Annotated in this window: 15 protein-coding genes; 7 read left to right on the top strand and 8 right to left on the bottom strand. The window is 69.6% G+C overall.

All coding sequences use genetic code 11. The features are described 5' to 3' along the window. Window positions 1-124: 124 nt before the first annotated feature. Both C1746_RS02275 and C1746_RS02270 read right to left on the bottom strand, forming a co-directional pair. Window positions 125-502 carry a nuclear transport factor 2 family protein gene (locus tag C1746_RS02275; protein ID WP_116713079.1) on the bottom strand — a complete coding sequence of 126 codons (378 nt, stop codon included), beginning with the start codon at window positions 500-502 and terminating at the stop codon, window positions 125-127. Continuing rightward, entirely contained in the window at window positions 499-1,635 is a 1,137-nt protein-coding gene (locus C1746_RS02270) for a trans-sulfuration enzyme family protein (RefSeq protein WP_116713078.1), read from the bottom strand. The genes C1746_RS02275 and C1746_RS02270 overlap by 4 nt, the downstream gene beginning before the upstream one ends. Before the next feature lie 102 nt (window positions 1,636-1,737). On the opposite strand from C1746_RS02270, the gene C1746_RS02265 reads away from it, so the two are divergent. Both C1746_RS02265 and C1746_RS02260 read left to right on the top strand, forming a co-directional pair. After that, entirely contained in the window at window positions 1,738-2,664 is a 927-nt protein-coding gene (locus tag C1746_RS02265) for a glycosyltransferase family 2 protein (RefSeq protein WP_205711655.1), read from the top strand. After that, the gene (locus C1746_RS02260) at window positions 2,661-3,203 is read left to right on the top strand and encodes a GNAT family N-acetyltransferase (RefSeq protein WP_116713076.1); all 543 of its coding nucleotides are present in this window, start codon (window positions 2,661-2,663) and stop codon (window positions 3,201-3,203) included. The genes C1746_RS02265 and C1746_RS02260 overlap by 4 nt, the downstream gene beginning before the upstream one ends. On the opposite strand, the gene C1746_RS02255 is transcribed toward C1746_RS02260, so the two are convergent. The 3 genes from C1746_RS02255 to C1746_RS02245 are packed head-to-tail and all read right to left on the bottom strand — an operon-like array spanning window position 3,200 to window position 4,483. Further along, complete coding sequence (locus C1746_RS02255) at window positions 3,200-3,613, bottom strand: VOC family protein (protein WP_116713075.1); 414 nt, start codon at window positions 3,611-3,613, stop codon at window positions 3,200-3,202. The two genes, C1746_RS02260 and C1746_RS02255, sit on opposite strands and share 4 nt — an antisense overlap. A 4-nt stretch (window positions 3,614-3,617) precedes the next feature. After that, window positions 3,618-4,049, bottom strand: a complete 432-nt coding sequence (locus tag C1746_RS02250) for a helix-turn-helix domain-containing protein (protein WP_116713074.1) — start codon at window positions 4,047-4,049, stop codon at window positions 3,618-3,620. Then, window positions 4,046-4,483: a hypothetical protein gene (locus tag C1746_RS02245; protein WP_116713073.1), complete on the bottom strand. Its 438-nt coding sequence runs from the start codon at window positions 4,481-4,483 to the stop codon at window positions 4,046-4,048. Before C1746_RS02245 ends, C1746_RS02250 begins: the two co-directional genes overlap by 4 nt. A 67-nt stretch (window positions 4,484-4,550) precedes the next feature. Here C1746_RS02245 and C1746_RS02240 point away from each other — a divergent pair, with 67 nt between their 5' ends. Both C1746_RS02240 and C1746_RS02235 read left to right on the top strand, forming a co-directional pair. Further along, window positions 4,551-4,967: a hypothetical protein gene (locus tag C1746_RS02240; protein WP_116713072.1), complete on the top strand. Its 417-nt coding sequence runs from the start codon at window positions 4,551-4,553 to the stop codon at window positions 4,965-4,967. Between the two features lie 40 nt (window positions 4,968-5,007). Beyond that, entirely contained in the window at window positions 5,008-5,637 is a 630-nt protein-coding gene (locus C1746_RS02235; RefSeq protein ID WP_116713071.1) for a class I SAM-dependent methyltransferase, read from the top strand. Here the strand turns inward: C1746_RS02235 and C1746_RS02230 are convergent. Both C1746_RS02230 and C1746_RS02225 read right to left on the bottom strand, forming a co-directional pair. Next, a complete protein-coding gene (locus C1746_RS02230) occupies window positions 5,593-6,648 on the bottom strand; it encodes a lysylphosphatidylglycerol synthase transmembrane domain-containing protein (RefSeq protein ID WP_116713070.1) in 1,056 nt (351 codons plus the stop codon). The genes C1746_RS02235 and C1746_RS02230 overlap by 45 nt on opposite strands. Window positions 6,649-6,722: 74 nt before the next feature. Next, window positions 6,723-7,214, bottom strand: coding sequence for a CGNR zinc finger domain-containing protein (locus C1746_RS02225; protein ID WP_116713069.1), 492 nt, complete (start codon window positions 7,212-7,214; stop codon window positions 6,723-6,725). A 113-nt stretch (window positions 7,215-7,327) separates the two neighbouring features. Here C1746_RS02225 and C1746_RS02220 point away from each other — a divergent pair, with 113 nt between their 5' ends. Further along, the gene (locus C1746_RS02220) at window positions 7,328-7,966 is read left to right on the top strand and encodes an NADPH-dependent F420 reductase (protein WP_205711654.1); all 639 of its coding nucleotides are present in this window, start codon (window positions 7,328-7,330) and stop codon (window positions 7,964-7,966) included. A gap of 7 nt (window positions 7,967-7,973) precedes the next feature. Here the strand turns inward: C1746_RS02220 and C1746_RS02215 are convergent, their stop codons facing one another. Next, window positions 7,974-8,915 carry an FAD-dependent oxidoreductase gene (locus C1746_RS02215; RefSeq protein WP_116713068.1) on the bottom strand — a complete coding sequence of 314 codons (942 nt, stop codon included), beginning with the start codon at window positions 8,913-8,915 and terminating at the stop codon, window positions 7,974-7,976. A 69-nt stretch (window positions 8,916-8,984) separates the two neighbouring features. Between C1746_RS02215 and C1746_RS02210 the strand changes: the two genes are divergently transcribed. Beyond that, the gene (locus tag C1746_RS02210; RefSeq protein WP_116713067.1) at window positions 8,985-9,572 is read left to right on the top strand and encodes a GNAT family N-acetyltransferase; all 588 of its coding nucleotides are present in this window, start codon (window positions 8,985-8,987) and stop codon (window positions 9,570-9,572) included. 107 nt (window positions 9,573-9,679) lie between these two features. Further along, window positions 9,680-11,908: a cell wall-binding repeat-containing protein gene (locus C1746_RS02205; RefSeq protein ID WP_116713066.1), complete on the top strand. Its 2,229-nt coding sequence runs from the start codon at window positions 9,680-9,682 to the stop codon at window positions 11,906-11,908. Window positions 11,909-11,925: the final 17 nt, after the last annotated feature.

Raw genomic sequence — 11,925 nt, 5'->3', positions numbered from 1 at the left:
CTGCGTCGACGCATGCGTGAGTTCCCCCGCCCAGAGCGGGTCAACTCACGCATGCGTATCAGCAACCGGCGCCGTGACGTGTGCCGGCGCCGTGACGTGCCCCGGCGTCGAGGCCGGCCAGCGGTCAGTCGCCGCCCCACGGGGACAGGTCGCTCGGCCGCTCGACCCACGCCCCGTCCCACCGGGTGATCATCCCGTCGTCGTCCAGGGTGAGCAGGACTCGTCCGTGCTGCCCGTAGTTGTGGCTGTCCGAGCGGAACCACACCGTGTAGGACAGCCCACCCCGCCCACCGGCCAGGAACAGGTCGTCGACCCGCGCCACCTCGCGGCGTCCGCCGTAGGCCATGAAGAACGAAAAGATCTCGTCGTGGCCGACCGCCGGCTGCTCCCCGGGTTGGTCGATCACGACCCCGTCGTCGGCGAACGCCTCCACCAGGTCGTCCGGATCGCCGCTGAAGGCGGCGACGACCAGCTCAGCCAACTCCCTCGGCCCGGCGATCACGTGGGAGTGATCCCATCCAGCGCGGCCGCCAGATCCGCCCAGAGATCCTCGACGTGCTCGATGCCGACCGACATGCGGATCAGGCCAGGGTGGGTTGCCTCCTCACCCGGCTGCCGGTTCCGTCGTTCCATCGACGTCTCGACCCCGCCCAGGGAGGTGGCGTGAACGATCAGCTCGGCCGCCTCGACGACGTGGTCGGCCGCCGCCGCGTCCGCGAGGACGAAGGACATCAACGCCCCGAAGCCGTTCATCTGTCGGCGGGCGACGTCGTGGCCGGGGTCGGACGGCAGGCCCGGGTAGTGCACGCGCTCGACGGCGGCGTGATGGTGCAGTCGGGTGGCGAGCTCCAGCGCCGTGGCCATCGATCGCTCCATCCTGACATCCAACGTCCGGATGCCGCGGAGGGCCAGGAAGCACGCCATCGACCCGGGGATGGCGCCGTACAGCGCTCGGTGTTCGCGCACGGCACGCATGAAGGTCTCGTCCCGCGACACCACCGCACCCATCAGGAGGTCGGAGTGCCCCGAGAGGTACTTGGTGACGGAGTGCACGACGATGTCGGCGCCGAGGTCGAGCGGCCGTTGCACGACGGGCGTCGCGGCGGTGGAGTCCACCACCATCACGCCGCCCTTGGCCCGAACCCCGTCAGCCAGAGCGCCGAGGTCGGCCACGGTGATCAGCGGGTTCGTCGGGCTCTCGGTCCACAGGACCCCACCCTCCGGCAGGGCATCGAGCGCCGCCTCGGTGTCGGCGATGTCGACGCTGTCCGGGAACAGCCCAGGCGTGTCATCGAAGAGGTTGCGGGTGCCGTGGTAGCCGTCCAGCGGCTGCACCAGGCCCGGCCGACCCCGAACGGTGGTTGCCACCACGGCAGCGATCGCAGCCATGCCGGAGGCGAACACCACAGCGGTCCCACCCTCGAGCGCCCCGATCGCGTCCTCCACCGCGGTGAAGCTGTCACTGGTGTACCGGCCGTACTCGACCTCCGTGGGGGCCCGCAGGGTGGAGGCGAAGACCGGGGGCTGGTTGAACGGCTGTCCAGGCTCGTTGGGGGGCCTGCCAGCCTCGACGGCCGTCGTTGCCAGGTGGCGGGAGCGGTCTGACGCGGTCTTGTCGGCGGGGGTGGCGGCCATGTCCGGCGCAGTCTAAGCGGGCTGGGGCAGGCCGATCCACGGCCACCGACCGGCCATGCGCGCCATGGCTTCGGCGGTGGGGCGCCGATAGTCTGCATGCGGATGAACTCCGATCCGGATCTGTACGGGACGCTGGACGTCACCGTTGTGCTGCCGGCCCTCAACGAGGTCGGGCACATCGGTGCGGAGGTCGACCGCATCACCAAGGCGATGAAGGACAGTCCCTACACCTTCGAGATCCTGGTCATCGACGACGGCTCCACCGACGGGACGGGGGACGCGGTCGAGGGGTTGCCCTTCGTCCGTCTGATGCGGTTCCCGGTCAACCGGGGGTCGGGCACCGCTCGTCGGATCGGGAGCCAGGAGGCGTACGGGAAGTACGTCGTGTGGACCGACGCCGACATGACCTACCCCAACGAGCGGATCCCCGAGCTGATCGAGATCCTCGAGACCGGGCGATGCCAGCACGTCGTTGGAGCACGGACGACGGAGGAGGGTACCCACAAGATCGCCCGGGTCCCGGCCAAGTGGGCCATCCGGAAGCTGGCCGAGTACCTCACCGGCACCAAGATCCCCGACCTCAACTCAGGGCTCAGAGCGTTCAAGCGCAGCGATGCGCTGCCCTACCTGGGACTGCTCCCGACGGGCTTCAGCTGCGTGACGACCATCACGCTGTCGTTCCTCTCCAATGGGCTCGTTGTTGAATACCTGCCGATCGAGTACGCCAAGCGCGCCGGCAAATCCCACTTCCACCCGATCCGCGACGCCTACCGCTACATGCTGCAGGTCGTGCGCATGGTCACGTTCTTCGAGCCCCTCCGGGTATTCGCCCCCGCCGCCTTCCTGCTGCTGTTCCTCGGCGTGACGAAGTTCGTGTACGACATCGTGTCGGGCATCGTCACCGACGGCGACCCCTTCGCCCTCTCCATCAACACGGTGCTGCTGCTGATCACCGGGCTGATCCTGTTCAGCCTCGGACTGCTGGCCGACCTGATCGTCCGAACCAGCCGACACAACGCCACCCGGTGACGGGGCCGTGGGCGCTACGGCCGACTGAGCGTCTGGACTTCAGGCCGTGGCGCCCTGATGAGGCGTCGGTTCTGCTGGACATCCGCAGCCGGCCGGAGGTCGCTCGGTGGCTGGCCGACCCCAACCCGTGGACCAGCCTGGACCAGGCGGCTGCCAGGATCAAGCGGTGGACGGAGGTCTGCGCGAGCGACGACCCCTTCGGCGTCTGGGCCATCGTCGTCCAAGAGACCGGCGAGGTCGTCGGTACCGTTGACCTGCACACCGGACCGATCACCGAGGGTCCCGAGATCGGCTGGTACCTGCACCCCGGTGCCGTCGGTCGGGGGTACGCCACCGAGGCCGCCGGTCGGGTCCTGGCGCACGGTCGCGCGCACCAGGTCGGCACGATCTGGGCGGTGATGCTGCCGGACAACGACGCCTCAGCACAGGTGGCCTCCAGAATCGGCATGTGGGACCTCGGTGTCCTGGAGGATCCGTGGTACGGCACGCCCGAGGAGCCCCTCTCCCGGATGTTCCGGGACCCTCCGCCTCCGGACTAGGCTGGTCGCTCCTGGATGCGGATGAGGTTGCCGGCGGGGTCGCGGACGGCACAGTCCCGCACCCCATAGTCCTGATCGGCGGGCTCTTGGACGATGTCGGCTCCGGTGGCTTCGATGGCCTCGAAGGTTGCCGTCAGGTCGGGCGTGGACAGCACGATTCCGGCGAAGGTGCCCTTGGCCATCATCTCGGCGATGGTCTGCTGCTCCGCCTCGGTGATGCCCGGATCGGCGCTCGGCGGCTGGAGGACGATGGACGTTCCGGACCGGTCCGGTGGTCCGACGGTGATCCACCGCATGTCCTCGTACCCGACATCGTTGTGGACCTCGAATCCGAGGATGTCCCGGTAGAAGGCCAGGGAGGCCTCAGGGTCGGTGTGTGGGAGGAAGGCGTGGTGTATGGAGAGGTTCATGCGCTCACGGTACGTACAGCCTCGGCCGGGATGCTTCTTCGTTCCTGACCGGTCTGCTCACCCGACGCTCGACACACGGCGGCATCCGGCTCGCCTCTGCCCGCGCCCGCTCCCGAAACGCCGTTGGAGTGGTGCCGACCAGTTCGGCGAAGCGGGTGCTGAAGGTCCCGAGTGACCCAAACCCGACGGCGAAGCAGATCTCCGTCACCGTCCGCTCGGTGTCGCGCAGCAGGGCCATCGCACGCTCGATCCGGCGGGTCATCAGGTAGGCGTAGGGGGTCTCCCCGTACGCCAGCTTGAACTGGCGGCTGAAGTGGCCGGGGGACATGCAGGCCAGTTGCGCGAGTTCCGGCACGTTCAACGGTCCGGCGTAGTGGCGATCCATCCGGTCTCGGGCGCGCCGCAGGCGGACCAGCGCATCCAGGTCGGCCCTCATGCCTGGGTGGCGCGACGGACCAGCTCCTCGACCCGAGCCTCGACGTCGTCGTTCCACTCGGTGATGGCGAAGCTCGTCGCCCACATCGGGCCGTCGTCCAGCTTGGCGGCGTCGTTGAACCCGAGGGTGGCGTACCGGTCCTCCCCCTTCTCCGCACTGGTGAAGAAGCACACGACGTCCTTGCCGTCGGCGTAGGCGGGGAAGCCGTACCAGGTCTTGATGTGCAGGTGCGGAGCGACCCGGAGGACGATTGCGTGCACCCGTTCGGCGATTCGCCGGTCGTCGTCGTCCATGGCCGCGATGGCGTCCAGGCACTTCTGCAGCTCGTCGGCCTTCTTCTTCCCACCTCGTTCGGCCTTGAGCTCCTCGGCCCGCGCTCGCATCGCCTCTCGCTCGCGCGTGCTGAACCCGCTGGTCTCCGCATCTGTGGTCATGCTCGGCACGATATCCAACGGCCCCGGGGTAACGCTTCTTGGATCCTGACCGGTACGGTGAGCGGCGATGTCGGAGGAGTCACCGTTGATCGGCCCCAGCCGGGCTCCGGGTGGCCGCATGGCTGGGGGTCCGCGCGGCTGGCCACGGGTCCCAGGCGACGCCGGTCACCCCGGGCCGAAGCGGACGCCACGGCGGCCGGCCAGCTCGCCTGCGGAGGCTGCCGACGGCGGTCGGTTGGCCGCTGACCGCTCCGACCCTGCTCCAGCCGACCAGGAGCCGGTGGTGCGCGATCGTGGAGTTGTTCGCGAGGAGGCGAAGAAGTCCACGATCGCGACGCCGGAGGCCTCCCGGCCGCCCGACCCTTCGACGCCCGACCCTCCGACGGCCGACGCGTCGTCCCCGCGCCTGCTGATCGGTGTCGCCGTGGTGGCGATCGTCGCCCTGCTCGTCGTGCTCGTGCTCCTGTCTGGAGGGCCGACCTGACGGTCGGGTCAGCGACGGGGGGACCAGTAGTCTTGTCCGGATGAGCGCCACGACCACCGACGAGATCGTCACCGGCAACCACTACAACAAGTACGAGGGCGGCAACGTCGCCATCCGCTTCCTCACCAAGCGCTTCCTGGTCGCACTGGACGAGCTCTTCGATGCCGTCGCCGACGAAGGTCCCATCACCCGGATCCTGGAAGTCGGCTGTGGCGAGGGTGAGATTGCCGAGCGTCTGCGCGACCGCTTCCCCGAGGCCAGCGTCACCGCCCTGGACCTCCCCGACCCCGACCTCCGCCGCGAGTGGGAGAAGCGGTCGGGCGTCGAGTTCCTCGAGGGGGACGCACACGATCTGCAGTTCGAGGACGACAGCTTCGATCTGGTCGTGGCCGTGGAGGTCTGTGAGCACCTCACCCACCCCTGGTCGGGGCTGGCCGAGATGGCCCGCGTGTCCAAGCGGCACCTGGTCCTGACCGTTCCGCGGGAGCCGCTATTCCGGATGGGCAACTTCCTGACTGGCCGGCACGTGTCCTCGTTCGGCAACACGCCCGGGCACTTCAACCACTGGGGCACACCGGGCTTCCTGCGGTTCGTCTCCGTGCAGGCGGCCATCGCCAACGTCCGGCTACCTCTCCCCTGGACCGCCGTCCACGCCCGCGTCGACGCCTGACGAGCCGGTGCTTGCTGGTGTGTCGCGCGGCACCCCTGGCTGAGCTGATCGGCCAACGCCAGCCAACACCCCGACCCCACCCCACAGGCCATCGGCCAGCGACAGGATCAAGCGGCTGAGCAAGGTGACCGCCAGCGCCGTCTCGGGGGCCGAGACGGTCGAGAGGCCGGCGATCAGGACCAGCTCGCGCGCGCCGGCACCGGCCGGTGCGATGAGGAAGAGGAACCCGGCTGACCACGCGGCGGCGAACACCCCGGTGGCGACCACCATGGGCAAGGGGCCCGGAGCGACGAACTCGAGGGCCTCGATGGCGTAGTGGGTGTGCAGGCCGTAGCACGCCCACATCACCACCGCCCAGCCGGTCGCGACGGCCATGTCGATTCCGCGTGGCCGACCCGGTAGCGGCTGCCGGCCCAGTCGGGCGAGCAGCCAGTTCATCGAGGTGATCAGCGGGCCGGGGACCAGCAGCGGGAGGAGGAGCAGCGGAGCCGCGGCGGTCCAGATCGGCAGCAGTCCGGCGGCGGCCATCACCGGAATCCCGAGGATCGCGCCCGTGATCAGGTGCACCCACATGAAGAGGGTCTGGCCCGCGACGGCGGTGCGACTCGGTACGTCGAAGTCCCGCGACATCTCCGCCTGGGCGAGGACCGGCCACAGGCTGCCCGGGAGGTACTTGCCCAGCTGGGCGACGAAGAAGATCTTGGCGGACGCCCAGAGCGGCAGGTCGGCGTCCAGCCCAACCATCATCCGTCGCCACACCAGCCCGCTCACGGCGACGCCGGCCGCGCCGAGCAGCGCCGACGCCGTGATCGGAAGGGCCTCGAGCGATCGGGCCTGGTCGGCCAGGTCGTCCCGTCGCGACACGATGGCGACGGCAAACGCGGCCAGCACCAGGACCAGGTACGTCAGTCGGAGGGCTCGACGCCACCGCGGGATGGCTCGAGCCGCACGGCTCGGGGCAGCCGAGTCTGGCCGGGCGTCCGAGGCGGGCTGGGGGTTGGGCTGAGACACGGAGGATCAAGGGTGCCACTGGCCGAGACCCGGAGGCGTCAGGGTCGCGGCCGGTGCGAACAGGTGTGCCGCGGTCAGGACTGTTGCCGTGCGCGGTGTCGCCGGGAGTTGATGCGGTTGCCACACGTCTCCACCGCGTGCCACCGTCGCTGCCCCCCTCTGGACTCGTCGATGAACGTGACCCCACACTCCTTGACGTTCGCGCACAGCCGCAGACGTTGCCACCACCCGTCGCGTAGCAGCTCGAGGACACTTGCGAGCATGGCTGCGGTGTGGGTGTCGTCACCAGGCCGGATGACGAGCGACCCGTCTGCGTCCATCCCGAGGATCAGTGGCGTCGTGCCGATCCAGTCAGAGAGGTCGTCCCGTCTGGACTGCGAGGACGAGTCGGCCACGAGCCCGCGGAGAAGGTCGCGCAGACGACGGAGGTCCTCGACTCGATCGGATGGGTGAGCCGCAAAGGTCGAGAGGTCGTCCGGGTGGCCCTCGTACGCATGGCTGTTGAGGAAGTCCAGCAGCGCCGTACTGCTCGCCGGGGGCGAGGACGTTCGTCGGGTGAGAGTCACGTCCGCTACCGTACGTGGCTTCGCAATAGGATAAACGGTTTTACCTATTGCGAGTTAGGAGAGCAGCGGCCATGCTGTTGGCACATCAGCCCGCGGACCTACAGGAGAAGCCCATGACCGTCCCCACCCCCTTGACCGTTGCTCTTCTCGGTGCCGGACCCGTTGCACGAGGCCTCGCCGGACTCACCGCCGACGCCGGACACGCTGTTACGTTCGGTGTCCGACGCCCGAAGGAGGTGGCAGCGACGACCACGCACGCGGTGGCCGCGATGTACGACGCCGCCCGTGATGCGGACATCGCCATCGTGGCGGTGCCCTACCGGGTCATCGACTCGGTCCTGCCGGACCTTGCGCCTGCGCTCAACGGCACCATCGTCGTCGACGCCACCAACCCGCTGCACGAGGACTACTCGCCAATGCAACCTTCGGCACCCTCGGCAGGGGAGCACGTCCAGCAGCTCCTGCCCGACGCGCGGGTCGTCAAGGCCTTCAACACCATCTTCGCGACGGTGATGGATGCAGAGCGGCTGGACCGTGACGGTCGACTCACCACGGCCTTCCTGGCCGGCGACGACAGCGAGGCCGTCGCAACCGTCCAGCAACTTGCCGCTGACCTCGGCTACGCCCCCGTCGTCACTGGTCCCCTGGCCAACTCCCGCTATCTGGAGGCGATGGCCCACCTGAACATCAGCATCGCCTTCGGCCAGGGTGGCGGTGCCGACGCTGCCTTCCTCTACCACCAGGCGGCGTGAAGCCCGCCTACTGGCCCAGCAGCGTGACGACCTCGTCCGCACACCCCCACGACAGGGTCACGCCGAGGCTTCCGTGGCCGTAGTTGTGCACCACCGTCTGAGGTGTGATGTCTGGGTCTCGCTCCACGCGGATGACCGGGCGAGCCGGCCGTAGACCGCCGTTCATGCCCAGAACCTCGGCTCCGGCGAGTGTGGGGTTCGCAGCCACAGCGGCAGCCAGCAGCTGGTCGCCCACAGCGGCGTCGGGCTGGCCGAAGTCACGGTCAGGGTCGAGCACGCCGCCGATCAGGACTCGGTCGCCGTGCGGCATCCATGCCACCCACTGCGCCTGCCCGGGTGGCCCCTCCATGAACGTGGCGTCGACACCAGGGTTCCGCACGACGACGTGCATCCCCCACTGACCCGTGATGGTGTCGTCGTCGGCCAAGACCCGAGCGCCCAGGCCGGAGCAGTTGACGACCACGCCGTCGCCCAGCTCCGCCAGCGACGCGACGTCACGCATCTCGAGCGCGCCGCCTCGGGCACCAAACCGCCTGGTGAGGTAGGGCAGGTAGGCCGTCATGTCGGCCACGGTCATGTCGATCCAGAAGCCATGCTCGAATCCGTTCGGCAGCTCGGCCGTGTCGGCCAGCCGGAACCCGTCCCAGGCGTCGATCCCCGGGGGCAGCGCGTCGCTGGTCCGCGAGCCGAGGAGACATGACTGCCGTCGCACGCCGCTCGCTGGCTCGCCCATGACGCTCCCCATCTCCTGGTGGGTGGCAGCCTCCCACTGCGGGACCTTGTCCATGGGCTCGGCGAACGCCAGACCGATCATGGCCGTTGCCGCGGCCGAGGTGGTCTGTTCGGGCATGGCCTTGGTGAGGATCCGAACCTGGTGGCCCGCTTCGGCCAGGCGGATGCCCGTCGACAGGCCGATGACCCCGGCACCGATGACCGTGATGTCACTCATGCCGTGCAGCCTCTCCGATCCCCGGCCGGGCTGTCTTGAACGTTTGTCGGCGACTACGCTCCACCTCACGTGGCCCAGTACCGCACCCACCCGCTGACCAGCGACCGGTTCGAGGACTTTGCCGATGTGGTGAACCCGAACCGGCGGGGGTCCCACTGCTGGTGTCTGTCTCACCGCCTCACGCAGGGGCAGATCCGTGCGTTCGGCGGCCAGGACCGAGAGACCGCCATGCGCGCGGTCGTCGAGGGGGAGACGCCACCAGGCGTCATCACCTACGCGGACGGTGTGCCGATCGGCTGGGTGAGCATCGCCCCACGCCAGGCGACACCGAAGCTGGTCCGCAGCCGGGTCATCCGGCCGGTGGATGACGTCGAGGTGTGGTGCATCATCTGCGTGATCGTGCGTGGTGGCCATCGTCGGCAGGGGGCGACGGCTCACATGATCGAGGGTGCGGTGGCCTACGCAGGCGCAGCGGGTGCGCCCGCTGTTGAGGTCTACCCCGCCAACCCCGACGGCCGGATGGACACCACGATGGCCTTCGTCGGCACCAGATCCATGTTCGAACCCGCGGGCTTCGAGGTCATCGGCGTGACCGAGGCGACGGCGTCCGGGATGCCACGACTGGTGATGCGTCGAACGCTGAGTCCAGCCGACTGACGTGGCTGCGGAGACGGTCTGCTGACGCCGCCGGATACCACGTCGTACCCGGCATGGGGTCGCAGTCGAACTAGCCTTCCGGTGAAGCAGCCGACCGGAGTACGACCATGTCATCCCACCGCCACCAGCCAGGACGGATCGTCCTCGTCGTGATCGCCACGCTGCTCGGGGTCGTGTCCCTGCTGTCGGGCCCGGTCACGGCTGGAGTGCCCGCCGCGGTCGACGGGGACCCGGCGACGACGGAGCGCATCGGACCGCTGGATCCCATCGACTTCGCCATCGCCGTCTCGGCCGCACGGTTCGAGGACGGCATCGCCCAGTCGGTGACGCTCAGCCGTGATGACACCTTCGCCGACTCCCTCGCCGGCTCACCGCTGACCGGCGAGGGGCCGCTGCTCTACACCCGGACCGACTCGCTCCCGCCCACCACCAGTGACGAGATCGCGCGGGTCCTGCCCGATGGGGGGCGCGTGTACATCCTGGGTGGGGTGCTGGCCGTCGGCCAGTCCGTCGAGGACGAGTTGGTCGCTGACGGGTACGAGGTCGTGCGACTGGCCGGACCCAGCCGGGTCGAGACCGCGGTCGTCGTCGCCACCGAGGTCAGGGCCCGCTTCGGCGACACCGGCCAGGTGGCCATCGCGCGTGGGTTCTCACCGCCCGAGAACCCGACGGCCGCTTGGGCCGACTCGGTCACCGCCGGGACCTGGGCGGCTGCGGGCCAGCACCCGATCGTCATCTCGCCGACCGAGGCTCTCCCGAGCTCGGTGGCTACCTGGCTCGGCCAGGACACACCGGAGCAGTCTGTCCTGCTCGGCGGTGAGTTGGCACTGTCGCGGGCGGTGTTCGACGCCGTGCCCAACCCGCGCCGTGTCGACGGGACCGACCGGGCCGACACCGCCTCCGCCATCGCCACCAGCCTGCTCGGGTTCGACCCGACCGGTCAGCGCACGGTCGTTCTGTTCAACCCCTATGAGGACCTGGGCTGGACCCGGGGGCTCTCCGCTGCAGCGCTCGCGGCCGAACTCGGCGCGCCGCTGCTGGCGCTGAACCTGCCCGGGATTCCCCCGGCAACCGCCCCGCTGATCACCGCTGGCGGTGACGTCCCGGAGGTCGAGACCCTGATCGCCGCGCCGATCAGCGAGGTGGACGCGCAGCTGGTTGCCGAGGTGGAGGCGCTGGATGCCGGTCCACCCGCACCGCCGCGGGGTGAGCCGGGGGTCGGTCAGCTGGTATCGGTCAACGATGACGGCTCACCGAACCCGGACGACGCCTTCCAGCCCGATCTCGCTGGCACCGGGTCCGTGGTCGCGTTCACCCGCCTGGGTCAGGAGGCAGAGTTGGGCGCCTTCGTCAGGGATCTGGCGGCCGAGACGACGCTGGAACTGCCGGGCACGCCGGACTCCGGCGACCAGGCGCTGCTGTCGGCGCAGTCGCTCTCCACCGACGGGACCCGTGTGGTGTCCGCCTCCGTGGGGCCGGAGCGGAACGAGATCCAGGTCTTCGACCTGACCACGGCGGCCCCGTTCCACGTCACGGACGTCGAGGCCGCGTTCGGTGATGACGACGCGCCATCGGTGGTGGTCATCAGCGGCGACGGGGAGTGGGTGGCCTTTGCGATCGGCGGCGCGGTGTTCCGGCAACGGGCCGACGGCGCCGACCGTGAGCGAATCCTGGGCGGTCCCGAGCAGTCCTTCGGCGAGGCCAGCAGCTTGTGGCTGAGCCAGGACGGCTCGTCGGCCGCGGTGCTGACCACCCGTGAGGCCGAGACGGGCAGTCAGCTGCCCCAGGCGTTCCTGATCGACGTCGAGGCCGGCACCTCGGCTCAGCTCGTCAGTCGCGGCGTGGACGGCCAGCCCGCGGAGCAGCCGGTCAACGAGCTCACCATGTCCGCCGACGGCTCCACCGTGGCGTTCACCAGCACCGCCACCAACCTGACCGACGACGACCTGTCGGCTGACGGGACGGCCCACCTGTACATCCACGACGTGGCCTCGGGGGAGACCCGGTTGGTGGACCGGCTGGCCGACGGGACCCCCGCCCCGGCAGGTGTCATCAGCGGCTCGACCGGCCAGTTCGGCGTGTCCCTGACCGACGACGGGTCTGTGGTGGTGGCCTCGACCACCGACGGTCAGCTCGTCGGCGCTGGCGAGCCCGGGACGGACCCGACCATCATCTCGGTGGACCTCACGACGGACACCGTGCGAACCGAGATCGCCCCGGAGCCGGGCGGCGGGTTGACCTTTCCCTCCATCTCGGGTGACGGGTCCCGCATCGCCTTCGTGCAGGATTCGACGACGTCCACGGCGACGCAGGTGTATCTGGTCGTGCGGGGGTAGACGGGCTGCTGTAAGGG

Source organism: Euzebya tangerina (assembly GCF_003074135.1).
Taxonomy (GTDB): domain Bacteria; phylum Actinomycetota; class Nitriliruptoria; order Euzebyales; family Euzebyaceae; genus Euzebya; species Euzebya tangerina.
The sequence above is the reverse complement of the archived record's forward strand: the minus strand, read 5'-3'. Positions and strand labels throughout refer to the sequence as shown.

Bases quoted from the DNA above. Each gene is read 5' to 3' on its own strand.
- C1746_RS02270 (WP_116713078.1), bottom strand. From the start codon at position 1,635: ATGGCCGCCACCCCCGCCGACAAGACCGCGTCAGACCGCTCCCGCCAC.
- C1746_RS02265 (WP_205711655.1), top strand. From the start codon at position 1,738: ATGAACTCCGATCCGGATCTGTACGGGACGCTGGACGTCACCGTTGTG.
- C1746_RS02255 (WP_116713075.1), bottom strand. From the start codon at position 3,613: ATGAACCTCTCCATACACCACGCCTTCCTCCCACACACCGACCCTGAG.
- C1746_RS02250 (WP_116713074.1), bottom strand. From the start codon at position 4,049: ATGAGGGCCGACCTGGATGCGCTGGTCCGCCTGCGGCGCGCCCGAGAC.
- C1746_RS02245 (WP_116713073.1), bottom strand. From the start codon at position 4,483: ATGACCACAGATGCGGAGACCAGCGGGTTCAGCACGCGCGAGCGAGAG.
- C1746_RS02240 (WP_116713072.1), top strand. From the start codon at position 4,551: ATGTCGGAGGAGTCACCGTTGATCGGCCCCAGCCGGGCTCCGGGTGGC.
- C1746_RS02235 (WP_116713071.1), top strand. From the start codon at position 5,008: ATGAGCGCCACGACCACCGACGAGATCGTCACCGGCAACCACTACAAC.
- C1746_RS02220 (WP_205711654.1), top strand. From the start codon at position 7,328: ATGACCGTCCCCACCCCCTTGACCGTTGCTCTTCTCGGTGCCGGACCC.
- C1746_RS02215 (WP_116713068.1), bottom strand. From the start codon at position 8,915: ATGAGTGACATCACGGTCATCGGTGCCGGGGTCATCGGCCTGTCGACG.
- C1746_RS02205 (WP_116713066.1), top strand. From the start codon at position 9,680: ATGTCATCCCACCGCCACCAGCCAGGACGGATCGTCCTCGTCGTGATC.